Source organism: Labrys sp. 22185 (assembly GCF_052045555.1).
Lineage (GTDB): Bacteria > Pseudomonadota > Alphaproteobacteria > Rhizobiales > Labraceae > Labrys > Labrys neptuniae.
The window spans coordinates 1-23,231 of record NZ_JBQEPH010000048.1; the positions used below are offsets into that span (position 1 = coordinate 1).

The 23,231-nt window shown below is 59.4% G+C and carries 24 protein-coding genes and 2 pseudogenes; 11 read left to right on the forward strand and 15 right to left on the reverse strand.

Features of this window, described 5'->3' with window-relative positions:
- The 3 genes from ACTJKX_RS35240 to ACTJKX_RS35250 all read right to left on the reverse strand — a co-directional run.
- Positions 1–244: hypothetical protein (locus tag ACTJKX_RS35240; protein WP_440727716.1), on the reverse strand; the 244-nt coding region annotated here is incomplete at its 3' end.
- Positions 245–438: 194 nt separating this feature from the next.
- The gene (locus tag ACTJKX_RS35245) at positions 439–657 is read right to left on the reverse strand and encodes a hypothetical protein (RefSeq protein WP_311939580.1); all 219 of its coding nucleotides are present in this window, start codon (positions 655–657) and stop codon (positions 439–441) included.
- Positions 658–965: 308 nt separating this feature from the next.
- The gene (locus tag ACTJKX_RS35250; RefSeq protein WP_440728173.1) at positions 966–1,187 is read right to left on the reverse strand and encodes a hypothetical protein; all 222 of its coding nucleotides are present in this window, start codon (positions 1,185–1,187) and stop codon (positions 966–968) included.
- A 336-nt stretch (positions 1,188–1,523) separates the two neighbouring features.
- Here ACTJKX_RS35250 and ACTJKX_RS35255 point away from each other — a divergent pair, with 336 nt between their 5' ends.
- Positions 1,524–2,507, forward strand: coding sequence for a glycosyltransferase family 2 protein (locus tag ACTJKX_RS35255; RefSeq protein ID WP_440728174.1), 984 nt, complete (start codon positions 1,524–1,526; stop codon positions 2,505–2,507).
- An 8-nt stretch (positions 2,508–2,515) separates the two neighbouring features.
- Here the strand turns inward: ACTJKX_RS35255 and ACTJKX_RS35260 are convergent, their stop codons facing one another.
- The 6 genes from ACTJKX_RS35260 to ACTJKX_RS35285 all read right to left on the reverse strand — a co-directional run bounded on the left by ACTJKX_RS35260 (position 2,516) and on the right by ACTJKX_RS35285 (position 9,187).
- On the reverse strand, positions 2,516–3,496 hold the full coding sequence (locus ACTJKX_RS35260; protein ID WP_440728175.1) for a glycosyltransferase family 8 protein: 981 nt from the start codon (positions 3,494–3,496) through the stop codon (positions 2,516–2,518).
- Positions 3,497–3,513: 17 nt separating this feature from the next.
- Complete coding sequence (locus tag ACTJKX_RS35265) at positions 3,514–4,398, reverse strand: glycosyltransferase family 2 protein (RefSeq protein WP_440728176.1); 885 nt, start codon at positions 4,396–4,398, stop codon at positions 3,514–3,516.
- Between the two features lie 18 nt (positions 4,399–4,416).
- A complete protein-coding gene (locus ACTJKX_RS35270; RefSeq protein WP_440728177.1) occupies positions 4,417–5,889 on the reverse strand; it encodes an oligosaccharide flippase family protein in 1,473 nt (490 codons plus the stop codon).
- Entirely contained in the window at positions 5,886–7,040 is a 1,155-nt protein-coding gene (locus ACTJKX_RS35275) for a glycoside hydrolase family 5 protein (protein ID WP_440728178.1), read from the reverse strand. The genes ACTJKX_RS35270 and ACTJKX_RS35275 overlap by 4 nt, the downstream gene beginning before the upstream one ends.
- Positions 7,037–8,323, reverse strand: a complete 1,287-nt coding sequence (locus ACTJKX_RS35280) for a polysaccharide biosynthesis/export family protein (protein ID WP_440728179.1) — start codon at positions 8,321–8,323, stop codon at positions 7,037–7,039. Before ACTJKX_RS35280 ends, ACTJKX_RS35275 begins: the two co-directional genes overlap by 4 nt.
- 78 nt (positions 8,324–8,401) lie before the next feature.
- Complete coding sequence (locus ACTJKX_RS35285) at positions 8,402–9,187, reverse strand: sugar transferase (protein WP_440728180.1); 786 nt, start codon at positions 9,185–9,187, stop codon at positions 8,402–8,404.
- Between the two features lie 411 nt (positions 9,188–9,598).
- Here ACTJKX_RS35285 and ACTJKX_RS35290 point away from each other — a divergent pair, with 411 nt between their 5' ends.
- From ACTJKX_RS35290 to ACTJKX_RS35300, 3 genes are all read left to right on the forward strand, one after another.
- The gene (locus ACTJKX_RS35290; protein WP_440728188.1) at positions 9,599–10,576 is read left to right on the forward strand and encodes a Wzz/FepE/Etk N-terminal domain-containing protein; all 978 of its coding nucleotides are present in this window, start codon (positions 9,599–9,601) and stop codon (positions 10,574–10,576) included.
- Between the two features lie 67 nt (positions 10,577–10,643).
- Positions 10,644–11,417, forward strand: a complete 774-nt coding sequence (locus ACTJKX_RS35295; RefSeq protein ID WP_394315099.1) for a WecB/TagA/CpsF family glycosyltransferase — start codon at positions 10,644–10,646, stop codon at positions 11,415–11,417.
- The gene (locus ACTJKX_RS35300) at positions 11,414–12,838 is read left to right on the forward strand and encodes an O-antigen ligase family protein (RefSeq protein WP_440728181.1); all 1,425 of its coding nucleotides are present in this window, start codon (positions 11,414–11,416) and stop codon (positions 12,836–12,838) included. The genes ACTJKX_RS35295 and ACTJKX_RS35300 overlap by 4 nt, the downstream gene beginning before the upstream one ends.
- A gap of 24 nt (positions 12,839–12,862) precedes the next feature.
- Here ACTJKX_RS35300 and ACTJKX_RS35305 read toward each other — a convergent pair whose 3' ends face one another.
- Positions 12,863–13,135 (reverse strand): hypothetical protein, encoded by a 273-nt coding sequence (locus ACTJKX_RS35305; RefSeq protein WP_394315097.1) that lies wholly within the window; start codon positions 13,133–13,135, stop codon positions 12,863–12,865.
- 697 nt (positions 13,136–13,832) lie between these two features.
- Here ACTJKX_RS35305 and ACTJKX_RS35310 point away from each other — a divergent pair.
- Together ACTJKX_RS35310 and ACTJKX_RS35315 are read left to right on the forward strand one after the other, a co-directional pair.
- Positions 13,833–15,092, forward strand: a pseudogene (locus ACTJKX_RS35310) (IS5 family transposase); the annotation flags it as partial.
- Between the two features lie 160 nt (positions 15,093–15,252).
- Positions 15,253–15,423 (forward strand): hypothetical protein, encoded by a 171-nt coding sequence (locus ACTJKX_RS35315; protein WP_394315752.1) that lies wholly within the window; start codon positions 15,253–15,255, stop codon positions 15,421–15,423.
- A gap of 90 nt (positions 15,424–15,513) precedes the next feature.
- Here the strand turns inward: ACTJKX_RS35315 and ACTJKX_RS35320 are convergent, their stop codons facing one another.
- Positions 15,514–16,674, reverse strand: coding sequence for an IS110 family transposase (locus tag ACTJKX_RS35320; protein WP_440728182.1), 1,161 nt, complete (start codon positions 16,672–16,674; stop codon positions 15,514–15,516).
- A 184-nt stretch (positions 16,675–16,858) separates the two neighbouring features.
- A pseudogene (locus ACTJKX_RS35325) lies at positions 16,859–16,972 on the reverse strand (IS6 family transposase); the annotation flags it as partial.
- Between the two features lie 639 nt (positions 16,973–17,611).
- Here ACTJKX_RS35325 and ACTJKX_RS35330 point away from each other — a divergent pair.
- From ACTJKX_RS35330 to ACTJKX_RS35350, 5 genes are all read left to right on the forward strand, one after another.
- On the forward strand, positions 17,612–17,818 hold the full coding sequence (locus ACTJKX_RS35330; protein WP_440728183.1) for a hypothetical protein: 207 nt from the start codon (positions 17,612–17,614) through the stop codon (positions 17,816–17,818).
- Positions 17,819–18,894: 1,076 nt separating this feature from the next.
- A complete protein-coding gene (locus tag ACTJKX_RS35335) occupies positions 18,895–19,257 on the forward strand; it encodes a hypothetical protein (protein ID WP_440728184.1) in 363 nt (120 codons plus the stop codon).
- Positions 19,258–19,269: 12 nt separating this feature from the next.
- The gene (locus ACTJKX_RS35340) at positions 19,270–19,533 is read left to right on the forward strand and encodes a hypothetical protein (RefSeq protein ID WP_440728185.1); all 264 of its coding nucleotides are present in this window, start codon (positions 19,270–19,272) and stop codon (positions 19,531–19,533) included.
- Complete coding sequence (locus tag ACTJKX_RS35345) at positions 19,530–19,769, forward strand: hypothetical protein (protein ID WP_440728186.1); 240 nt, start codon at positions 19,530–19,532, stop codon at positions 19,767–19,769. The genes ACTJKX_RS35340 and ACTJKX_RS35345 overlap by 4 nt, the downstream gene beginning before the upstream one ends.
- A 119-nt stretch (positions 19,770–19,888) precedes the next feature.
- Positions 19,889–20,107: a hypothetical protein gene (locus tag ACTJKX_RS35350; RefSeq protein WP_394315684.1), complete on the forward strand. Its 219-nt coding sequence runs from the start codon at positions 19,889–19,891 to the stop codon at positions 20,105–20,107.
- Between the two features lie 655 nt (positions 20,108–20,762).
- Here ACTJKX_RS35350 and ACTJKX_RS35355 read toward each other — a convergent pair.
- The 3 genes from ACTJKX_RS35355 to groL all read right to left on the reverse strand — a co-directional run bounded on the left by ACTJKX_RS35355 (position 20,763) and on the right by groL (position 23,098).
- Positions 20,763–20,951: a hypothetical protein gene (locus tag ACTJKX_RS35355; RefSeq protein WP_311943108.1), complete on the reverse strand. Its 189-nt coding sequence runs from the start codon at positions 20,949–20,951 to the stop codon at positions 20,763–20,765.
- A 158-nt stretch (positions 20,952–21,109) separates the two neighbouring features.
- Complete coding sequence (locus tag ACTJKX_RS35360) at positions 21,110–21,346, reverse strand: hypothetical protein (protein ID WP_440728187.1); 237 nt, start codon at positions 21,344–21,346, stop codon at positions 21,110–21,112.
- 129 nt (positions 21,347–21,475) lie between these two features.
- On the reverse strand, positions 21,476–23,098 hold the full coding sequence (groL, locus tag ACTJKX_RS35365) for a chaperonin GroEL (RefSeq protein WP_440727572.1): 1,623 nt from the start codon (positions 23,096–23,098) through the stop codon (positions 21,476–21,478).
- Positions 23,099–23,231 lie beyond the last annotated feature (133 nt).

A 23,231-nucleotide genomic window follows, 5' to 3' on the forward strand; every position in this document is an offset into this window, starting at 1 on the left:
GCGACTGCCAAACCCGGGTTTCGATCCGTGCCCGGATCTGCTCGGCCTTGCCATGAACGACCACGAAGTGCTCCCTGTCGAAATACAGGGTCGAGCTGTCGGGCTCATTGCCCTCGATATAGCAGATGCGAGTCACGTTCACTTCGATCGGATGTCGGTCGAAACTTCGTTCGAATGTGCAGAATATCGGGATTTTGGTCTCTGTCCCTTCAGAACGACCCGTCGTCTCCTGCGCTTCGTCCATTCCTACCATCCCACACAAACGCGAGCGCAATGATGGCTCTTCCAGTGCGGAAATCTAGCAATGGCGTTTTCGGGATCAAGACCGCCTGAAATCCCATGGTTAAAAAAAAGCCCGCCGCGCATGGGGGCAGCGAGCGGGCAAGCAGGGGAAGGGAGCAATGCGGGTTTCCTGCCGGCGGCAATTGCTCCTTGTTTTCAGGCTGCGACGTCCGCCGGCGGGGTCATCGACGTGCAGGTTTCGATATGCCTGCGGGTGTCCGCGAGGGTGCCCCTGACGACCACGAATTCGTCTCTCCTGAAATACATGGTCGTCGTGCCGTCGTCATTGCCCTCCAGATAGAGGATGAGATTCACGTTCACCTCGATCGGATGGCGGTCGAAGCTGCGTTCGAAAATACAGAAAATCGGTTTCACCGGTCCTGCTCCTTTGGGGTTAGCAGGCCCTGTACTAGGACCGTGGGCATGATGCCCACTGCGTGTCGCTTCTCGCGTTCGCGAGCGCCCTCTACGCCTTCTCCTCTTGGAAAAGAACAGCCCGCTGTCAGGCGGCAGGCGAGTTGGGCTGTCTAAAGTCGACAAGGACTCAACCGATGAGCGGCGCGATAGTTCCTCACGTCCGTCTCACCGGTCGTCGCCCTGGCTCGGGGATGCCTGCATTCCCGCAGTAAAGCCTGCCATCGCAGGAAGGCTGCAAAGCTCCTGTCCATCGAGCTCAAACGGCATCAGGCCGGTTGCTTCCGCAGCCTCGGTTGCTTCCTCTCGCTTGCATCCTGGATGCGCATGCAGACGCTGAGCGCGTTGCCGCAAACCACGATGCACTCGCCATCGCCGAAGTGAATGGATGTCGTACGCTCCTGGCTCTCCAGATAGCGGATCCGGTTTATGTTTACATCGACCGGATGGAAGTCACGGCCCCGCTCGAAGCAGCAAAAGGTAGGCATCATGGGCCTCTCTTTTTCGACAGGGGGTGGAGCCCAAAAGCCAGAGCAGACGGGGCCCGAACGTCGCTGGGCGATACCTCGCCATCTGGACCCTCGGATGGAAACAGTGTCAGCTCACACCTCCGCGTCTAGGATGACCCAACGGCACTAGCGGTGAAAAGAATTCTCGCCAGCCGATCAATCCGGAACCGGGGTTTGTGCTCGATGTTTGATCACGCAGCTGATTGCATCCGCCAGCGCCGGAATGAATCCCTGGCGTTGCCGGTACTTCATAATCCTGCCCCCCTTGGCAGCTAGAGGCAGGGAACGATTCCTGTCTTCAGAAGGAAGCGTGCGGCAGTGCCTGATATTTCATTCCTGATTGCCTGCTTCAATGCCGAGCGGACCGTTGAAGCAGCCATCGTCTCCGCCCTTGCGCAGCACAATGTCACGGTGGAAGTCATCGTTGTCGATGACGTGTCGGAGGACGGCACCCTGGCTCGCGCGACGGCGCTCGCGCGGGAGGAGCCGCGGGTCAGGATCCTGGCCCAGGAGATTAATGCGGGACCGGCAGCGGCACGCAACCGGGCCCTTGCCGCGGCGCGCGGCGAGTGGGTCGCCATTCTCGATGCTGACGATTATGTCGCCCCGGGGCGTAGCGAGCATCTCATCGGCCTCGCATCGGAACACGCCAGCCAGGTCGTCGCCGATAATCTGATGCGTTTTCGCGACGATACGCCGGAAGTCGCCTGGCCGTTGCTGCCGCACCGGTATGGGTACGAACCCTTTGCGGTGGGGCTAGTCGACTATCTCGATCGCAACAGGATGACCGACGGCGACGCCGCCCTCGGCTATCTCAAGCCCATGTTCCAGCGAGCCTTCCTGCAGTCGAACGGCATCACCTACGATGAAGGCCTGCGCATCGGCGAGGATTTCAATTTCGTGCTTCAGGCCCTCTGTGCCGGTGCCCGTTTCACCATAACGCCGCAGGCATTCTATTATTACCGCATGGTGGCCGGGTCGCTGTCACGGCGCCTGGCGCCTTCGGACCTCGAACAGCTTCTGGACGCCAATGATCGCCTGCTCGCCGAAAGGCCGGACGAACCCGGATTGCACGAGGCCGTTCAGGCTTATCGGCGCTCGGCCGAGGATCTGGCAACCTATAGCCGATTTCGCAGTGCTGTGAGGCAGGGGGCGTGGGGGGCGATCCTGCAGGGAATGGCCGAACCGCGCCTGTGGGGAACGATGACGCAGATGCTGGTACATGCCAGGCGCCGCAGCCATGTCCAGCAGCTTGCCATTCGACGCGCCGCCGGCCGCTATCGGCCAGCCGCCAAAGCGTAGGGCCGTCTTCAGTCGGCCGGGCCGGCCCTGTACATGGCTGCGGCTGCCCTGGGCTTGAGCAGCAGACGCATGGATCGGAAGGCCTTTGGAATTCGCCAGCGCAATCCTGTCTTCAGGGCCAGGAGACGCTGGCCAATGCCGCGCGCCGGCGCGCGGGCGGGCAGGAGTCGCGAGGGAATGCCGGAGGCCTCGGCCGCTCCGAAGAACAAGGCGCTGTAATGCACGCGATAGCCGGCGTTCCAAGGCTTGAAGGAGGTGGTGTAGTGCACGATGCCGGGCGCGGCACGCCACCTTCGATAGACCGCCTCCTCCAGATCGAGAAAGGCGGCAGGAACATCGGCACACCGCGGCTGCCAATTCCATCGCTGACCGAGGAAGAGCACTTCGCCGCGCAGGGCGATGTTCAGGGCATCCTGATCCATCCAGGCGAGCTTTTCTCCCGATTGCGCCAGGATATCGAAGACCCGTCGCTCGCAGTCTCGCTCCCGCCAGCGCTGCACGTCGATCAGCAGCATGCCCGAATTGAAATAAGGCTCGTCGCCCGCGAAGCCGATACGGGCCGGATCCAGGCGAAAATGGTCGGGTACGGCCCCCAGCGTCGCATCCCCCAGGTCAGTCTGCCACAGGGGGGAGATGTCGTCGCACACGAGGGTATCGGCATCCAGATAGAGCAGGCGCCGATGATGGGGTTCGATGAAACGCTGGAGGATCAGGCGGGCATAGATGCTTCGGCTGAAACTCCTGGTGACCGGCAGGCCCTGAAACAGTCTGTCGTCGAGATCCACGAAACGCAGGGTGCAATGCCGATGGGCCCGCAAGACCGGCGTGAAGACCGCCTTTGACAGCGCGTAGTCGCGGTCGAAGGCGGCGATCGTCACTTCGACGCGCCGAGCCGGCGTCTTGTCGAGCAACGATGCAAGCGAGATCGCCGCCTGCCGGATATAGGCATCGTCGATGCAATAGAGAACGGCAATCGGTTCGGTTGCCACTGTCGGTCTCCTTTCGCTCATACTTTCGGGGCTTTCGATCCCAGGCGCAGCGGCGGGGGGGAAGGCGGCGAGACGTTGCGGGCGGCTGCGCCGAGAGCAGCCAGGAGGAGGCGAGGGGACAATCTGCGGCGCGACACGAAATAGCACCCGACCAGAATCTTGCGCAGAAATTCGAACATCAACGCAGGCCGGCGCCTGGCGTGGCGCGCCAGCACGATCAGGGCTCCGCGATAATATTTCGCGGCCGATGCCAGGTCCGGCTCTGGATGGGCAACCAGAGCCCGGTCGATCAGGCCGGCCTGCCCACCGGTCAGCAAGGCCCGAATGGCATAATCGGTATCCTCGCCGCCGCCATTGACGGTGCCGACCCCGAGTTCGGGGTCGAAGGCTCCGACGCGCAGGAAAGCCGATCCGCGCAAGAACAGGCTGTTGGAGGTGCTCAGGCGTACGACTTCCCGGACAGCGGCGGGCCTGACCTCCTCCGCCGCGACGGGCTTTTCGCTCGGCTGCCGTGCGACACGGCAGAGCAGGATATCGAGGTCGGGAAGAGCTGCGAAAGTATCGGTGAGCGAGGGAACGAGGAGATCGGGATACCAGCAATCATCGTCGGGAAAACCGACGACGTCGTCACGGCCGGGCGCCGCCTCTGCGAGCGCGATCCCGATTAGCCGGTTGCGTGCCGTCGAAAGCGAACAGCGTCCTTCGATCGCGGTCAGCCGGCAGCAGGGCGGAATCTGTTCGCGCAATGCCGCGAGCTCGGCGGGCGTGCAGTTCTGCACCAGCACATAGAGCCGCATATCTGCTCCGCTTGCGGCATTGCGCCCGATGGATGTCAGGAGCTGTGCAAATTCCCGCTCTCTCTGTCCATGAAGGTCTGTTGTCGAAAACAGGATCGTGGTCATGGGGGCCTCCTTGTTCATTCAGGCCTGCGCAAACAGGATCGAACCGGCCCCGGTCCGGTGCAGGACGATGCCATAGGCGGCCAGGGCACAGATGAGGATTGCCGAGCAGGCTGCGAGCCAGCCCGCGAAGGTCATGGCGGGCGCCATGACGGCAAGCATTCCGAGCGATCCAACCGACGCGAAAGGCAGGACGACCGCGAACAGAAGGATGGAGCGTGTGAAGGCAAAACTCCTGCAGGCCAGCAACGCCAGCACGACGAGCGCACAGAATTCGGCAAGCGCGGCGGCGAAGATGAAAAGCTCGAGATTGCGCCAGACGAACAGACAGATCGCGGCTGGCAGCATCGACAGCGCCGACAGGATCGAGCCCCAGCTGATCAGTCGTGTCATGCCGTCGGCATAGGCTGCTGGCGTCGGCAGGAGCATGAGGATCTTCACGCCGACGCCCATGCCGGCCAGGCACATGAAAAGGCGCGAGGGCTGGTAGAGCGAACCAAAGACCAGACCGAGAGCGCGATCGCCCAAGAGGCCGAGGCCCCAGCCATACAGCAAGGCAATGGCCGACAAGCTCAATACCCATATGTCGAGCAGGGGCGTCATGGCCCTGCCCCGGTCGCGCTGCTCGACGAAGAGCGGCAGGAACGCACTGGTAAGAAAGCGGGCCAATATGCTGCGCGGCAGCGTCGCCGTGCCATAGGCTACATTGTAGAGCGCCAGCACAGCCGGACCGAGCCAAGCGCCGACCAGGAGCCGGTCGCAGGTCGTCAGCGCGACGGCCGCACCATTGATCAGCAGGGGCTTACCGAAGGCCGTCGCTTCGGCCGCCGCCTGCGCCTGCCATCCCAGGCGATAGGGCGTGGGTGAGAGGAGATGGGAGAGCAGCAGCGTCACGGCCGCCGTGGCGATCATGCCAATGATCATCGCCGCCATGCCGGCGCCCGCGAATGCGGTCGCGATCGTCGCGGCAAGGCCGACGGATTGCGACGATGCGATGACCAGAGCTTCGCGCCCGAAGGCATAGCGGCGCATCATTTCCTTGACGCCGAGATTCTCGAAACCGCGCATCAGCACGACCGGCCCGAGCAAGGCATAGAGCCAGATCGAGGATTGGGCCGCGAAGAGATGGGCGATCAGGGGCGAGAGCAGGAGCAGGATCAAAGCCAGCCAGGCCGACCGTATCAGCGCCAGGCTGTGCAGGGTTGCCAGGGCCGTGGCCGAAGGAAGGGCGTCTGGCTTGCGTACGGCGAAGATCGGCAGGCCGAAATCCGAGAGCACCTCGATCAGCCCGAGAACGACGGCCAAGGAGATTGCCAGGCCGAACTGCTCGGGCGGCAGCAGATGGGCCAGCGCGATATTGCGCAGCAGGGGTACGAGTGTCTCAACCAGATTGGCAAGAAGGAGCGGTGTGCTCGAGGCAAGCTTGCGGTCCGTGCGCTTGTCGGCGCTGGAAATCGTCGGCTCGTGCGCGGTCGTGATTGTCGGATCGCTCATGCCGGCAGCATCCCGAAAGCACGGAGCGTTGCCCGGTCGAACTGGCCGGTATCAGCCGATACGAGCCCGAAAGCAGCGCTGTTGTCCCAATGTGCCCAGCCCCAGCCACGGTCGGCGAAGGCCTGGCGGGATGCGGCAAGCCAGCGCAGCCGGGCATCGTGCGGGGCGTTGCGATAGACCCCGAACTCGCCGACATAGATGGGAAGCTTGCCGTGGCGGCTGCTCCAGGCTGCCAGTTGCTCGAAGGGAGCGAGCAGGAAGGCTTCGGTGAACTGACCCTTGGTGATCTGGTCCCGCAGGATCGCGCGGTCCGAAGGAGAAGAGACCGCTGTGGCGCTTGCGCGATCGGCCAGATCGGGGGCGATCGGCCAGGTCAGGCCATGGACCCGTTCGGCGACCTGCCAGGTCCAATCGGTGCCCTGATGGGTGAAGAGCAGGGGGCCGTAATGGTGAATGGTATAGATCAGCCCGTCATATCGATAGGGCGTCAGAAGGACGAGGTCGTCGGCACCGCTCCAGCCGCCCGCATTGACGATCAGTGCGCGGGTGGGGTCGACTCCCCGGATGGCCTTGACGAGGCGTTCCTGCAGGCTCCGCCAGGCGTCGCCCTTCAGAGGCTCCGGTTCGTTCAGGATGTCGAAGGCCAATTGGTCCTGCGGCACGGATACCAAGCGTCGCGCCAGCAGGCGCCAATTGGCGACGAGACGCTCTGCGCCTTCGGATTTGAGATACCTCTCCTTGCTGGCGCCGACGGGGTGCATGTCGAGTACGATGCCCAGTTTCTGGGAAGCGATCATCGCGATGGCCTCGTTCAGATGCGCGGACACGGTCTCGTCCAAGGCGGGCTTGCCGGATTGGGCAAATACCGCGTCGGGTTCGAAACCGAGCCTGACATGGGTAAAGCCGGCTGCGGCGAGGCGGGCGATATCGGGGCGGGTGATGAAGCGGGTGAGATGATCGGCGCCATAGCCTTCCTGGCTCTGGGCGAACCAGTGGGACAGGTTGATGCCGCGCGACAAATCGGGGCCGCTTGGCTTGGGATCCGAGGCGCGGGAAGCGGGCATGGAAGCTGTCAGGGCGAGACCGGCCAGGGTGCCCAGGGCACAGCGCCGGTCGATCGAGGGAGCCCTTCCGTCAAATCGGTTCTTCATGGCTGTGGTCCCGATGGGGCGGGGGCATTGGCCGGGACATCGGCCGCCAGGGCGACCTCGATGGTGTCGCCCGGCTGCACCGGGCTGTCCTCGGCCGCAAGCTGCGAACCGCCGCCGGCCGCTGCGGAATGGAAGATGGTGATGATCGGCTTGGCGCCGCTGCCCCGCACCAGCTGGGAGCGGATGATGCCGGTATAGGTGAGCTGTTCGCTGACGGACTGCAGCTGCGATTGCGCTTCCGCCAGGGAGGCGGTGGCGGCTTCCAGTCCTTTGAGCATGTCGGTCCGCCGCTTTTCGACGTAGCGGCCGACATTGCGCTCGGCCTCGTCGCGTTCGCGGGTGACGTTGGTGAGCTGAACCGTGGTCTGCAGTGCCTGGGTCGACGAATAGAGATACAGCCGTCGCGACTCCGACAGCCGGTCCATGGGCACCACGCCGCGCGTGGAGAAGTCCTTCAGCTTCTTGTAGTCTGCGGCGTCGGCGGAGACATTTTCGGCATCCTTGCTCTTTCGATCGTCGAGGAGGCCGATCTGGTCGTCGGCGACCTTCACTGCATTGCGCAGGAAGCCCAGTTCCTGTTCGAGCCCCTTCATGTCGAGCTCGAGCTGCTGGCGAGCCAGATTGCGCAATTCGTCCAGCTGATCCTGCGGCAGCGGGGCCTGGGTCATCTCCTCGAGGGACCGGGGTGGGTCAGGCTGCTGCTGAATACGCGCGAGCTCCAGGCGCAGCCGCCAGATCTGGCTTTGGGCCTGGACATAGCGCAGCCACTGGGTTTGATAGTCGTTGCGCAGATCCGCCGATTTCAAGAACGGGTTCTCGGCCCGGAAGCGCATGATCTCATAGCCTCCCGCCAAAGCGACAGCCTGGCGAACCGTGAGGCCCGGTTGGTAGGTCTGCTGGCCGGGACGGGTGACGTCGCCATTGAGGTAGATCGGACGATATTCGGCGATGGTCAGCGTGATGGCGTCGGGCGAGATCGCGCTGACATTCTCGCGTCCGTCCAATCCTCTTTGCTGATAGAGCTTGCGCGACAGGTCTTCCTTGACGCGTGCCAGGACAACCTCGAGATCGAGGCCTGCGACCTTTGCCGGCCGCATCATTGGAAGCACGACCATGCCGTCCGGGTCGATCACGCTCTTGTAACGAAAGTCGGGAAGACCGACGACAGTGAGTTCGAGAACGTCGCCGGGCTGCAGCTTGTAGCCGGTCCGGGTTTGGGCACCTGCCTGCAGGACGAGGCAGAGGCTGATGCCGGCGGCAGCCAGGCAGCTCATGGGCTTCATATCGAATATCCTCGTTGTGGAGCCAGGAGCCCGGGCATACCGCCATGCTCGACCAACCGCATCGGCGGCAGGAAGGCTTCAATAGGCCGATGTGCTCAGGAGCATTTCGCGTATGGTCGCAGCAAGAATACGCAGATCGGAGCGCAGGGAAGCCGATTGGATGTAGCTCAGGTCGTAGGCGAGCCTGCGTTCCATATCTTCAAGTCTGGGCGTGCTGCCGCGGGCCCCGCTTACCTGTGCCAGGCCCGACAGGCCGGGAAGCGCAGCAAAGCGTAGCGGATAGTTGGCGATGCGGGTTGTATAATAGGCATCATGCTCCACCGCATGGGGGCGTGGCCCCACCAGGGACATGGTGCCATTCAGGACATTCAGCATCTGCGGCAACTCATCGATGCTGGTGCGGCGAATGAAACGCCCGAAAGATGTGATGCGCTCGTCGCCGCGACGGGCCTGGGCGACAATTGTCCGCGATGGCGGCTGCACCTGCATCGAGCGGAATTTATAGACGGTGAAAGGGCGGCCGCCGGTGCCGGTTCTGGTCTGGCGAAACAAGGCCGGGCCCGGTGAACCCAGGCGAATGATCAGACCGACGGTCAGAAACAGAGGAGAGAGGATGACCAGGGCCGTTGCGGCCACGCAGATGTCCAGCACCCGTTTTCGATAGGACAGAAGATAGGGACTGAGCGTCCCGCTCTCGCTGTCGCAAACCTGTGAGCCAGATTTCGGGACGGCCCAAAATCCTGGATAATAAGCCTTGGTCCTATCCGCAACGAAGGTTCCCCTCACTGGGGCGCGGGGACGAGAACGGTCGACGCCGGACTTCGAGTTTGAGTCGACTCTGTTTTGGGATGCGGAGTCCATCATCACCTCCTGAGGCCGGACAGCCTCATGATTCTCGCCGGACGGGTGCCGTCGATCCGCGATGTTTGGATTGTTACGGGCGAAAGTTGCGCCCTTGGGCAACCAAGTCAACCAATATTTTTGGAATTTTTACTGCCCATGCGTACCGCTAAAGCATTATATCTCTGATTTTTATCAGAGAAAACAGCGCCGTAGCTCGGATATAATCGTTAATATTTTGTTACGGATATGAATTGTGTCAAAATTTGCCTGATGATTTTCTCGAAAAAATCTTATTTTAGTTTGATTTTCGCCATAGGATTTGAATAATTACTGATAAATACCTAAAATCCAGGAGTGTGCTGAAAAGTATGCCCGTACCAAAACGGCGCGAGGATGGATCTACGCTATCAGGACGGCCCACTGGCGCGTGAAATGCGCGATAATGATCGTCCTGCGGCGCAAGGCGGTTCTTCGACGTCGGCTGGCAGGATTTTGTTGCGCCGATCGCCATTGATAGCGGTGGTGACGCTGCTCTGCCTGGCGGCCGGGGTTGCCTATATCCATTTCGCCCAGCGCCAATATCGGGCAGTGGCGCTTATTTCCGTGGACACCAAGGCGGACACCGTCCTTCGCAGCTCCACCGAACCCCTCGACTTCAACATCCAGTCCGCCAATGTCGATGGCCAGGTCGAGATCCTGCAATCGGAAGAACTGGTTCGCCGGCTTGCCGATTCCGTCGCCGAGGACCGACCCCTCCTCGCTTCGCTCAATCCAGCCGGATTGTCGCTGGAAATGCTGAGAAATGAAGCAAGGGCGTTCCTGTGGCCGGGCAAGCCAGCGGAGGGCAATCCCCAGCAGACGACGGTTCGCCTGTTGCAGATGCAGACATCGGTCAAGCGGGTCGGCCTGACCCATTTGATCGAAATCTCGACCCTCACGGCAACACCGGATACGGCCGCGCAGCTCGCCAACGCCTATGCAAGTGCCTTCATCGACGATCAGCTCGCACGGCGCGAGGAGATTGCGCGGCGCACGAGCCGGGCCTTGCAGGCACGCGCCGATGAACTCGAGCGCAGCGCCCAGGATGCCCAGAACGCCGTCGAACAGCTGAAATTTGCAGGCTCCCAACAGGATGAGAATTCAGCTGCGGCCCGAGTGAGGCTGCAGACCCTGGAAAGCACGGCTCGTGCCTATCGGGACCTGCATGACCGGTTTCTGGCGCGCTATGTCGAAACCTGGCAGCAGCAGTTCCTCTCGGTTCCCGACGCCCAGATCGTCAGCCGGGCCTTCGCCCCGAGCTCCAAGGCCTGGCCGCGAGAACTCTGGATTCTCTCGGCGGCATTTCTCATCGGCATATCGCTCGGTTCGATCATGGCACTTGGGCTGAGGCGGCGCAGACGCCCGGCGTGAGACCGAGAGCGCATCCGAGCATGCCGCGATGATGGTTTGAAACGCCCCGGTATCGAAGGAGCTCCCCATGCTGACCAGCGTCGACATTCTGGGCGTTCGTGTCCATTCAGGCACGACCGACGCCGTCATCGCTCACATTGATGATCGCCTGCGATCCGGCGCGGAAACCCGCATCGCCTTTCTCAACGCCCATCTATCCAACCAATGTGCCCGCGACCGCGACATGCAGCGGGGCCTGCGCAATTTTCTGGTCCTCAATGACGGTGTCGGACTGGATCTCGCACGCTGGCTGCTCCATGGCGCAAGCTTCAGGGACAATCTCAACGGCACGGATTTCGTGCCGGCATTTCTGGACCGCACTGCCCTTGATTTGAAGATCTATCTGCTGGGGGCGCATATCGACGTGGTCGCCCGCGCCGCCGAGCGCTTGAACCGCCAATGGCCCCGCCATGAGGTTGTTGGCTATCATCACGGCTTTCTCGACGAGGATAGCGAAGCTGCCGTGGCCCGTGACATTGCTCAAACCCATGCCGGCATGGTGCTGGTGGGAATGGGCAATCCGCGCCAGGAGCAATGGATCGCCCGCCACATACCGCAGGCCAGCCCTTGCGCGATGGCGATCGGAGCCTGGTTCGACTTCTACTCTTCGTCGATACCGCGGGCACCGCTATGGGTCCGCAATTTGCGGGCGGAATGGGCCTATCGCCTTTGGCGCGAGCCTCGCCGGCTCGCAAGGCGCTATCTCGTCGGCAATGGCGTCTTTCTAGCCCGCCTGGCGACGGGATGGCTGGCCCAGCAAGCCGGGGCGGACCGTGACGTCCGCCGCGATGGCCGATCGTGACCTCGGCCTTGGCTGCATTGAGAAATCTGGCGTCGGGTCTTGGGTTGGTCGTGCTCGCAGCTGCTGCCTGTGGGATCGCCGCGGGAGCTGCCGTCAGCGGAGATCTTATGGTTCTGGGCTGCCTGGCCTGTGCGGCCGCCGTGCCGTTCGCGCTGGTCTTCATCGAGAGGGCATCGGCTTGGGACGGCAGGCAAGCCTACAGGATGATCATCATCTTGACGATTGCGCTGAGCGCGGTGGTCCGGCTTCGTGCCATCGACGACAAGTCGATCGATGCCCAGATTCTGGTCAAGCTCCTGGCCATCGGCCTTACCGGCCTCATGGCTGCTGCCGCTTTCCCGAGGATCGGTTTGCAACGGCACAGCCAGGCCTTCTTCGTCTGGTGCGCGTTTTTGGTCTACACGATGATGACGTCGTTCCTCACAGCCACGCCAGCGCTCTCCTTGGTGGAGACAACCTCCAACCTGGCAGCCTTCCTACTGCTCTATAGTGCGGCGCATCTGTTGAATCGCGACAATCTCGTCAAGGCGATGGTCGCGTCCTGTTTCATCCTTTGCCTTCTGTCCCTGGCCGCCTATGGCGGGATGCCTTCGCTCGGCCGCATGAGCGATTGGGTGAACGGCGCCTTTGTACCGACATGGCGTTTGCAGGGGGTTTTTGGTACGGCAAATGCCGCCGGCGGCGCCGCTGCCATAGGGATCATATTGACCCTGTTGTTGTCCCGCGGGTCCAGGAGCCACCCGCTCGACCTGATGCTGCTGGGCGTCTTCTTGGTCTGCCTCATCTTGAGCAACAATCGGATGGCGATGGCCGGCTTGGCTGCGACGCTGCTCTATGCAAGCTGGGCGAGCGGCAACAAGGCTCTCAAGCTTGCCGTCTTCGCGCTGGCCGTGGGCATCATCATCCTGATCTATCTGGGCACGGGTGACGAATTGCTCGAATTCCTGTCCCGGTCCGGATCACCCGACGAGATCACCAGTGGCACCGGCCGGTCGCGCATCTGGGCCGTCGTCCTGGAGCTCTGGTCCGAGCAGCCGTTGCTGGGCTATGGCGCCGGTTCTGCCAAATATATCCTGCCCAAAAATCCCCTGCTGTTCACTGCGGCCGCCCATGCGCACAACCTGTTCCTCAATGTCCTGTTTTCGGGCGGTCTTGTTGGATTGCTCCTCTTCGGATGGGGGCTGGTATTGGCCATGCGGCAAGCCATAGGAGGGAAAGAGCACGGGGTCTTCGCCCTGCTGATATTCTTCATGGTCTACGGCATTACCGAGCCGACGATCGGCGGGCTTGTATCGTTCGTACCCATGGCGTTCTACACGGCAATTGTTCTGGCGATCGCACCATCCCGGGATCGCGGGGCCGATGAAGCTCGGGACGGCCGATACGCACAGGGCGCGAGTCTGAAGGCAGCATCCTCCTAGCGGCACCGGCATTGCCCTACTGGATCACACCGGGGGCTTGTCGTGTTCTGCGACCGAATGCATTCGCTTGCGCCTGGCGTCGATGGCCCATCCGGCGAGTACATAAACAAGCTGCATGAGGATGAGCCCGACGAACGTCTTGGCCATCGCAGCCCATCCATTGTCGCCGGCGAGTACAAGGATGCCGATTCCGATCGGCAGGAGCACGGCTCCGACCAGGGCGAGGACGATCCAGCTCTGCTTGGCGATCGCACCAATCAAACCAATCGCCGTTGACAGCAGCAGATACCAAATCATGTCATCTTTCCGAAAATCACCCGGTAGTCGATGTTCCTGCGCCGTCTTCCGGTGGAGAACCCGATCTGGTAACAGCGCAAGACATGGCTGAATCTACGCCAATGCGCTTGGATTTACGATTCGGCGATTGTGACGGGGCCAACGTCCTCAGATCGATTAGCAACCTGTCTTTATACTGCACCGAAGTCCCACGATTGCAGCAGGCGGGTCATTGTCACGCAAACGTCCAGCGATGGGTGAAGGTCGGACATTTCCAATGCCAAGGCTGCAAATTGTAAATCATCGCACGCCGCAGCGCGCGCTTGCGAAATTCGCGCCCATTTATGGTCGAGAAAGCGCCTATGACGGCTTAAGTCCTAATAAAGGCTATGCGGAAACCTGAAACAATCGGCATCGCGACTTAATAAGCACCTGTTCGAGCACATGTCGGTAGGTCGAGGAGAAACGCAATTTAAGAGCAAATCCTGCCCCCGCAACCAGTTCTGTCATAAGTCACTTGCCGTCCAAGTCTAACGGCTCGGGTGGCGTTTTGCGTTTGAACCAGTGAGCTCAATCGTCGTCCGTAAAGAACTCGCAAGCCGCTGATTCAACGATAATTTTTTAACTGGGCAAGTAATCGCGTTGGCCGGATTTCATCGGTGTGGACGGCGATTTCCGGCAATTTGCATTTCGGCTTGTCGAGGCGATGGCGGGGTCGATGATGCGGCCTAAAGAGCGACGAGAGAGCGGACAGAACGACTTGTTTCGCTCTCGGCTAGACCAGATCCTGAACCTGGATCATGCGCTGGTGAAGCTGGCGTGTTCGATCGACTGGAGCTTCCTGGAGCAGCGGTTCGGCGCGAACTATGATGGTGATCCAGGCCGGCCGCCCTTGCCGACCCGGTTGATGGTAGGGCTGGGCATCCTTAAGGCGACCCACAACCTGTCTGATGAAGTGCTGTGCGAGCGCTGGATCGAGAAGCCTTGCTACCAATTCTTCTGCGGCGAGGAGTTCTTCCAGCATCGCCTGCCTTTCGACCGTTCATCGCTGACACGGTGGCGCCAGCGCATGGACGAGGACAAGCTCGCGGCCTTAGTGCAGGAGAGCCTGGCGACGGCGGTTCGGCTCGAAGCGGCCAAACCGGCGGACTTCACCGCGGTGATTGTCGACACCACCGTACAGGAGAAAGCGGTCGCGTTCCCGACCGATGCCAAATTGATGCACCGGGCCCGCGAGCGCCTGGTGAAGCTGGCGCATAAGCATGGCGTGAGGCTGCGCCAATCCTATGCCCGGGTCGGCAAGTTCGTCCTGATCAAGCACCAGCGCTACGCACATGCCAAACAGTTCAAGCGAGCCAACAGGGCGCTCAAGCGCCTGCGCACGATGCTGGGCGCGGTGACCCGCGATCTCACCCGCAAGCTGGCTGATCGTCCCGAGCTGGCGCAGGCTTTCGCCCTGCCGCTCACCCTCGCTCGACGCGTCAAGGACCAGCGCCAGCGCGAACGGGGCAAGAAGGTCTATTCCTTGCATGCGCCTGAGGTCGAATGCATCGGTAAGGGCAAAGCGCACAAACCCTGTGAGTTCGGCATGAAGGTGAGCCTCGCCACCACCCTCAACCGCTCGAAAGGCGGCCAATTCGCCGTCCACGCCAAGGCGCTGCCAGGCAATCCTTATGACGGGCATACCTTGGCAACCGTCATCCCACAGATCGAGAACAGCATTGGCGTCGAACTCAAGAAAATCGTCGCCGACGCTGGTTATCGCGGCCACAACGCGCCCAAAGACAAAGGCTTCAAGGTCTATGTCGCCGGTATGAGGCGAGGCCTGACCGACGCCATCAAACGCGCTTTCCGACGCCGTGCCGCCATCGAACCCGTTATCGGCCACTGCAAGAGCGACCACCGTATGGGTCGTAACTTCCTCGCCCACGCCTCGGGCGATGCCGCCAACGCGGTCCTCGCCGCCGCCGGCTACAACTCACATGGGCATTTTCGCGTCAAGGGATTTAAGGCGTTCACGGCTTCATCGCTTAACTCCAATGACTGTATCGGCTTGTTGACCGGAGTTGGGTTAGCTGCACGGTAGCCAAGCCGCTCGCTCGCGCGCTTTCCATATAGCGCCGTAGCGAGCGAGCGGCTTGGCGGCGATCATCGGCATCCAAGGTCTGAGCCAATTCTATGACCTGATGATTTCCACCCAGATCAAACTCACATTCGGTCACCGCCTGGAACGGCAGCACCAATATCCCGCATTCGATGCGGTGTGGCTCAGGAGAACGAGACCATTCTTCAGCTCGGTTGTTGTGTGAACCATATTGTAGCTCGGATCGTCCGCCTGGATCCGCCAGGGCTGATCAGGCCCTGGAGATTGGTAATTGGCGCCAGTCGCGCCTTCGTTATTAAGCAACCTTCATCTCGACGCCCTCGATAACAACGCCGTTGGTCGTGTATTTCCACAAAGCGATGAGGAGCTTTCTTGCCAGCGCGACGATCGCCGTCTTACGCACGCGACCGCCATTGAGCCTCAGTCGTTCGCGGAACCAGAAACTGAGGAGAGATGCTGGCTGGTGTCGTAGCCACAACCAAGCCAGTTGGATCATTGTCGTTCGAATGCGAGGATTGCCGGTCTTGGAGACGCCTTGTTCCCGATCGACCGACCCACTTTGCCAGGGTGTGGGCGCCAGTCCGGCATAAGCCGCCACCTGCCGTCGGTTGTCGAAGTGTCGAAAGAGTCCTTCGGACCACAGGAGTGCTGCAATCTCTGGCCCGATCCCCTTCACCTGAGCAAGCATCGCCGCCGGCGCGGGAGCGCTGTCCTTCTGCGGCTCAATCAAGACATCCCGCTCCGCCTCGACAGCCTCCAACTGGGTCAGGACGCATTCGAGCCGATCGAGTTCACGCTCGAGCTGTGTTTTCAGGTGTGGAGGCAAAGGGCGACCATCGCCAGTGTTCAAGCCTTCCAGTCGTGCGCGACGGTTTCGACGCAGGGGTTCGTAATCACAAATTCCTTGGGCAAAGAGCAGTCCCTTGATGCGATTGACGTGGCCGACCTGCTCGGCCACCAGCGTCCTGCGCTCTCGGCAGACGCGGCGGCGGTCCTCTTCTTCGGGTGCGGGCGCCTTGACCATCGAGCACACCCGCGGTTCTCCCCGCTTGTAAGCCAGCGTGCGTACCAGTGTCTCGCCGTCAATCCTATCCGTTTTCGCTCGCCGTCGCCGTCGCGAGGTCAAGATGGATGCCGGATCGACGATGTGGCTTTCAACCCCGTCGCGCTCCAGGACGCGATGGATCCAATAGCCGTCCAATCCGGCCTCTTGGATGACGATAATTGGAAAATCCTTTCCCACCCTTGCTCGTGTCTTTCCTTTGAGCTTGGCGAACAGCTCAAGCAGACCCGGAAGATCGTTCGCGGCCGTCGAATGCCTGGACATCTTCTCGCCGGCCCCCGGAGACAGCGATGTAATTACCCAGCTCGACCGAGACAGTTCCATAGAGACGAATATTGCGCCGAGATCGGTATAAATAGCGGCCTGAACGGGCCGGGGAATAGCGCTTTGCATGGTGGCCTCCAGGGTAAGTGGACTTAGCCGCCACACTTTCGCAGAGTGGGAGCCGCCGTCCATTCGCCCATGGGATCTTCAGCCTGATCCTCAAATGGCTCTGCCTGCTTTGCGTCCCGATCCTGGCCGCGCTCGTCGGCTCGCTATCGCGTACCGCCCAAAGCCCCCTGAACGCGACTACTTCACGGGAGACTTCGTAGGAGACAACAATACCACGTTCGAGCAGCTTCTCCTCAACATGACGAAGGCTGAGTGGAAATCGGCAGCACACCCCTATCGCATGGGCGATGATCTGCAACGGGAAACGATGGTGCTAGTAGCTGATGGCGGGCGGGTTCATGCTGGCACATTGTCTCCCAAAACGCTGACAACCGCTCAAGTTGATAACGCCGCTCCGAGTTAGAAAGGCACACTACCTTATAGCGTCTTTCGAGGGAGCGCCGGGAGCTATTAGACTTAAATCACTTTCCACGCCAAAGGATAGAAACTTTCCTCTGTGGTCGTAGACAGGCGTAGCTCTCGCCCTCGCGTCCCGCCCCCGCTCGGCCCAAAATGCGTTTATCGCAGTGGCTTGACGCTCTGCCTCCTCTAAGGACGTGCCTCGATCGACATTGGTCACGAGTGCCTCGCTTCATCGGCGCAGATCCTGGGCCGGGCAGATCCCGCTATGGTAAAAAAAGTCGTTACCGAAACGAGGGGCTTCCGGGTCTGCCGATCCGTTTCGGGCACAAATGAGAGCGCTCTGCACATTCAAACTGGGTTGTTCGCAACCAGCTCCCGCTTTGTAGCACGATAACGAAGTCGGTGGAGATCTAATTCAGGTGCGCGTATCTGAAGCGCGCCTCGCAAATAGGCAGCGGCGATACACGCGTTTGGGTGTATGGTCTTACATTGCCTAGTCGGCACGGCGGCGCTCAGGGCGCCCGCAGGAGACGACGTGATTAGCTTCAAAGGCTATGTCTACGAGTCGACCAGCCCAGATATGCCCATTATCGCCGTAATTTTCGATGGCGAGGACAACCCAGTTCAAATGCGCGTCGTCGCGAATACCGAGCTGGGAACGCAATTCCTCTCTGATTTCATATCCAATGGCCATAAATTCCGCGAGGTTCTGGCGCGATGCCAACATTGGATAGCGCATTGAGAAGCAACCGATCTCCAATCACGGGGACATGCCGATGAACCCCATTTTTGTTGTCTTCACGCGTGTAACAGCACCCCGTTAGCCATCGCGGTGAATGTAGTGCGAATAAAGCGCATCGGGCCCATGCAATCGGGATCTAGTGCGCAGATCTTATTTCGGATAACGCCCGGGTAAGCGTATATGATCCACTCGACGAAGTGTTGTTTGAGATCCAGTAGGCTGTCAGCGAGGCGGTGTTCTAATTATGTTCGGCAGCCGCACTCTCTATTAGGCTTCGGTGCCCGGCAGCGCTGGGCTTTTCTTTTAAGCACCCAGGCGGTAGTCGGATTGTCTTGCCGAAAACAATAGGGCCCGATCGCATTGGCGGTGGAGCATCATCTTGACCCGGGAGGCTAGGATTCGCACGGATCTTCGTCTGCAGTTAGAGCGGCACCGAGCCAAAGTGAACGATGTCTCGGAAAAACATGAAGCGGTGTCGCTAGTTAACGTTTTATAAATATTATCCTAGGTCATGCGCCGACAGGGTGCTACAAAGAAGGGTAAGTTTGTCATTCACAGCTTGCGCTCATATTGCCACGATATGGCAATCCCCGCTGAGAATAAATGGGCGCGTTTTTATGCTGCTATTCTCGTCGCACCCTCGATAGTGCGCTCATCGTGTATGACGATAGCTCGTTCGACGCTGTCAAAATTTTAATTAATACGTTGCCAATGCTTTATGGCATGGGCAAGAAACGTAATTCGCCTCGCGTCTGTAAGCGAGTGAGCCGGAGTGTAATATGGATTCTCGCTCTTTCGCCATCGTTGCGACGATAGTTACGGTGGTATTTGGGTGCGGCTGCGCCGCAAACTATCTTCGCGAATACGCCGCAAGCAACGCCAAGCTGAACAATAATGTACCCTCAGTCTCTACAGGGTTTTTTACAGGAAATTCAGAAATTCATACAACGAATCATGGTATTTGCGATGAACGCCAATCAAATACCGCTAAAGATTTCGTAAAATGTCTTCAGAATTAGAATTGTCGAACTTGCCGCGAAATCGTGGTGGCCGGCTTACAGCGATCGGAGATTCCCATGCAGAAACCACCGCATGAGCACCCTCACTCTCATGGGGACACCCCCATACGGCAGGATGTCACGGTCACCAGCAGCCCCTATTATCGGATGCGGGCGGATGCACAAAGGCGCTTGAAATCATCGCGTACCGTGGATCGATGCCTTGAAGAGCACCGGATTGGGATCGTCCAAGCATGGCGGAAAGCCAACCATCTCACGAAAGCGGAGTTGTCTGAAAAAGCAGATGTTCTCATTGAGGAAATCAATGATATCGAAAGCGGGAACTTCAACTCTCCAATGATTACATATATAAAAATTGCCAAATCTCTTCGAATACATATCTCGATGATATTGGGCTCGAATAGGGCCACTATATCTTGATGGAGTTAGAAAATGATGGAGGGCAATATGTTAGGCTGCGAGGTTCACTTTAGTGCTGATGAATTTTGCCGAGAAAAAGCCCGGGGATATTTGGCCGGCTGGGAGGCCAGCGGCCTTCAGTTCCTAACTTCAGTCGAGCACCGCAGTGCCAGCTATCGGCATGGATGCTCCAATGGGAGAGACGATCGTCTTGGCAAGCAGAGATTTTCAGCTGAATTAGACTACATGCTCGCCGATGCTGCTTTGGCCTCTGATATGGCGCGAACGGCTACGTGAGTAACCCGGATTTCGAACATGAGCGCCAGCTCTTGAATGGCCCGTCAACGGGAACGAGCTTTTCTGAGGGCATTTCGCTTTGCATGCTTGATCTCAAGCCCATGTATCTCGCATTGGCGGAAACCGCTCTGGCAGCTGGCTGGAACCGGGCTGAGATTGCGATTGCAGTCACAAAGCTCGCAGATCTCAGTCTAATCGAAAAAGCGCTTGATATTTCCGAATATCGGCATCGGTGAGACGCGGATACCACACCGAGACAGATTTTGACATGCATCGCCAGCTCGAGAGCGTTTGCTCGCTTCCCTAAGATGGTCCGTCGGTGATCTGCATTCCGCGGAGAGGTTTTTGAATTGCCATGAGTGAAGACAAAGGACGACCAAATGAATGGGCCGCAAGGCGAGCAGCAACAGATTCTATCGTTCAATACGAAATTGAGATGGAAGCGCTTGCCCGCCAACAGAAGACAGCCAGACTCAAGGCCTTGCGGCAAGCCAGAGATACACTACCCACCACGGTCATTCCAGGCGGCAGAAAATTCGTGCCGGAAAAGCGAGCAAGAAGGTTGGGGCGGTGACTTTTTGGCAACATCTCTCCCGCTCCACTTACAGATGCGACAAACAGCCTATCGATCGATTTACCTTTCCTCTATTCAATCACGAATGAAAAGTGAAATTTCCATCGTATCGATCGTAGCGTCGCTAACGATCATCACTCTGACTGTTGCAAATTACTGGTTTCAATAACTGGCGGCCCTCACTCCAGGGCCGGCTGCGGCTGGACCTCCTTTAGTGCGTCGCTCGCTTGGCCTGGCTATCCCACCCGATTGCCAGGTTCTTTTTTATTTCAACGTGGGTCGCAAAGCCTCCCTTGAAGACGTCGGCAGGCGAGATGAGGTTGAGGTGCTCCCCGAATTTGGACCGCCCGGCTGGAGGATTTTCCGGGCTGAAGGCTCATGGCGGATGGGATGCGCCAGGGCCGTTCATGAGCGATATCGGCACCTTGTTGCCGATGGCGCTGTGAGGACGAAACTCATTGTACAACTCCGCGAAAGAGCGCCCAAGTGCCCCCCGGCGGGAGTCTCTTTATCCGAGGCACCCCTGGGTCGGGAAGTGATCGAGAAGCATGACGGTGTCGAATTAGACAGGCCGGCTCCACGGTTGGGTACTCGTATTTTACCTTTTGAACATCGATTCAGAAACAAGTAGATGTTTGAGGCTTATCAAGCGACATCAAATCATACCGGACTCACGACGACGCTTTATATCCGCCGTATTGAGCATTTCGAGAAGATCGCCAGCTTGTTCCGCCTCGAAATCCTTCGCTTCGAGGCCATCGATTACTGCAGGAAAGCCCGTGAAAATGTCGAACACAGTCCACTTTCCGTCATCTTCTTTACGAATATCATAGCGTTGCGTCATAAATGAAAGAGTAACACGAAAATCGGTAGTGTCCGAATTTATTCGACCGCTTGCTGTCGCTGAGATGGTTTTGGCAGGTCAAGTACCGTGTCCGATGGTTGTCTTCGGAATTTTTGAGTGTGCGGTGAAGCCAGCTCAGACCGCCCTTCCTCCACCGATCACCCAATCGATCTTGGTTGAGGCGTCGCGTCGAGAATACGTCGAAGGGAGACTTCTAATTCCCCAGCAAAGATGACGGCAGCTCGCAAGACTGCAATTTCGTTTAAGGCTTGCGATCCCTGATCGTCGATCGCGATCGGAAATTCCATCTTGCCCGCGGCAGTAGGGACTCGAACGCTGAACAGAAGGCGACCGCTCCCCTGTTCCTCGACTTTTATCAGCTCGACATTTGTCATCTTATCCTCCTACAGTAAAAAGCTTGGACTTGAATTGATGAATCTATTATTTTTTAGCTAATTCACCTATTTGTATTTATTATTATACTTTAGTTTTATGGGTATTGAGTAACCGTGGGGGGTATCTCATCAATACCCCATTTCTCCATTGGGCATGGAGCCGGCACTGTCTGATCCCGAGGACACGATAATCGCCTCGGTGGTGATCATCAGTGCCGCGACTGAGCCCGCATCCTGCAAGGCTGCCCGTACCACTTTGGCCGGGTCGATGATGCCGGCCTCCAGCATGTCGACATAGCGCTCGGTCTGGGCGTCGAAGCCAAGATTGGCATTGTTGGCTTCTACAAGCTTGCCGACCACCGTCGACCCCTCGACGCCGGAATTCTCGACGATCTGCCGGATTGGCGCTTCGAGCGCTCGCATGACGATGGCAATGCCTGCCCTGACATCGGGATTGTCCGAGGTAATATTGTAGAGAGCTGTCTTGGCTCGTAGCAAGGCGAGTCCGCCCCCGGGGACGATGCCCTCCTGGATCGCCGCTCGGGTCGCATTAAGTGCGTCCTCGATGCGATCCTTCTTTTCCTTGACTTCGACCTCGGTCGCGCCGCCGACGCGAATGACAGCCACACCGCCCGATAGCTTGGCGAGGCGTTCCTGCAGCTTCTCCTTGTCGTAATCGGAATCGCTCTCTCCGATCTGGCTCTTCAGCTGTTGAACGCGGGCGGCGATGTCCTTCTTGTCGCCGGCGCCATCGATGACGGTCGTGCTGTCCTTGTCGATGTGCAGGCGCTTGGCGCGGCCGAGCATGTCGATCGTGACATTCTCAAGCTTGATGCCAAGATCGTCGGAGATGAGCTGCCCGCCCGTCAGCGTGGCAATATCCGCGAGAATGGCCTTGCGCCGATCGCCGAAGCCCGGCGCTTTCACCGCAGCGACCTTCAAGCCGCCGCGCAGTTTGTTGACGACGAGCGTTGCAAGAGCTTCGCCCTCGACATCCTCCGAGATGATCAGAAGAGGCTTACCGGTCTGTACCACCGCTTCCAGGAGCGGCAAAAGAGTCTGGACGTTCGTCAGCTTCTTCTCGTGGATCAGGAGGTAGGCATCCTCCAGATCCACCGACATCTTCTCGGCATTCGTGATGAAATAAGGCGAGAGATAGCCCCTGTCGAACTGCATGCCTTCGACGACATCGAGCGCGGTTTCGGCGCTTTTGGCCTCCTCCACCGTGACGACGCCTTCATTGCCGACCTTCTTCATCGCCTTGGCGATCATTTTGCCGATCGAAGCGTCGCCATTGGCCGCGATAGTGCCGACTTGGGCGATTTCATCCGAGGATCGAACCTTCTGGGCTCTTGCCTCGATATCCTTCACCACGGCAAGCACGGCCATGTCGATGCCGCGCTTGAGATCCATCGGATTCATACCGGCGGCGACGAATTTCGTACCTTCCCGGAAAATGGAGGCGGCCAGCACGGTCGCAGTCGTCGTTCCATCGCCAGCAAGATCATTGGTCTTCGAAGCCACCTCACGCACGAGCTGGGCGCCCATGTTCTCGAATTTGTCGACGAGATCGATTTCCTTGGCGACAGTCACGCCATCCTTGGTGATGCGAGGCGCACCGTAGGGGCGATCGATGATCACGTTGCGCCCTTTGGGGCCAAGCGTGACCTTGACGGCATTGTTGAGGATCTCCACGCCGCGCAACATGCGATCACGGGCATCGCTGGAGAATCTGACATCTTTGACGGGCATGGTTGAACTCCGGTCTTTGTTGCGTGTGAAAGGCAAAGGCAGGCAAGGCGTTTAGGGCCCACCCGGCGGCGGCCTTCGTTTGTCGAGACGGCAATGACGTTGCTCTCCCATGCTCGGGATCGCCTTGCCCCCG

Bases quoted from the DNA above. Each gene is read 5' to 3' on its own strand.
- ACTJKX_RS35250 (WP_440728173.1), bottom strand. From the start codon at position 1,187: ATGATGCCTACCTTTTGCTGCTTCGAGCGGGGCCGTGACTTCCATCCG.
- ACTJKX_RS35265 (WP_440728176.1), bottom strand. From the start codon at position 4,398: ATGACCACGATCCTGTTTTCGACAACAGACCTTCATGGACAGAGAGAG.
- ACTJKX_RS35270 (WP_440728177.1), bottom strand. From the start codon at position 5,889: ATGAGCGATCCGACAATCACGACCGCGCACGAGCCGACGATTTCCAGC.
- ACTJKX_RS35275 (WP_440728178.1), bottom strand. From the start codon at position 7,040: ATGAAGAACCGATTTGACGGAAGGGCTCCCTCGATCGACCGGCGCTGT.
- ACTJKX_RS35280 (WP_440728179.1), bottom strand. From the start codon at position 8,323: ATGAAGCCCATGAGCTGCCTGGCTGCCGCCGGCATCAGCCTCTGCCTC.
- ACTJKX_RS35285 (WP_440728180.1), bottom strand. From the start codon at position 9,187: ATGATGGACTCCGCATCCCAAAACAGAGTCGACTCAAACTCGAAGTCC.
- ACTJKX_RS35290 (WP_440728188.1), top strand. From the start codon at position 9,599: ATGCGCGATAATGATCGTCCTGCGGCGCAAGGCGGTTCTTCGACGTCG.
- ACTJKX_RS35295 (WP_394315099.1), top strand. From the start codon at position 10,644: ATGCTGACCAGCGTCGACATTCTGGGCGTTCGTGTCCATTCAGGCACG.
- ACTJKX_RS35305 (WP_394315097.1), bottom strand. From the start codon at position 13,135: ATGATTTGGTATCTGCTGCTGTCAACGGCGATTGGTTTGATTGGTGCG.
- ACTJKX_RS35320 (WP_440728182.1), bottom strand. From the start codon at position 16,674: ATGCAAAGCGCTATTCCCCGGCCCGTTCAGGCCGCTATTTATACCGAT.
- ACTJKX_RS35335 (WP_440728184.1), top strand. From the start codon at position 18,895: ATGCAGAAACCACCGCATGAGCACCCTCACTCTCATGGGGACACCCCC.
- ACTJKX_RS35340 (WP_440728185.1), top strand. From the start codon at position 19,270: ATGATGGAGGGCAATATGTTAGGCTGCGAGGTTCACTTTAGTGCTGAT.
- ACTJKX_RS35350 (WP_394315684.1), top strand. From the start codon at position 19,889: ATGAGTGAAGACAAAGGACGACCAAATGAATGGGCCGCAAGGCGAGCA.
- ACTJKX_RS35355 (WP_311943108.1), bottom strand. From the start codon at position 20,951: ATGACGCAACGCTATGATATTCGTAAAGAAGATGACGGAAAGTGGACT.
- ACTJKX_RS35360 (WP_440728187.1), bottom strand. From the start codon at position 21,346: ATGACAAATGTCGAGCTGATAAAAGTCGAGGAACAGGGGAGCGGTCGC.
- groL (WP_440727572.1), bottom strand. From the start codon at position 23,098: ATGCCCGTCAAAGATGTCAGATTCTCCAGCGATGCCCGTGATCGCATG.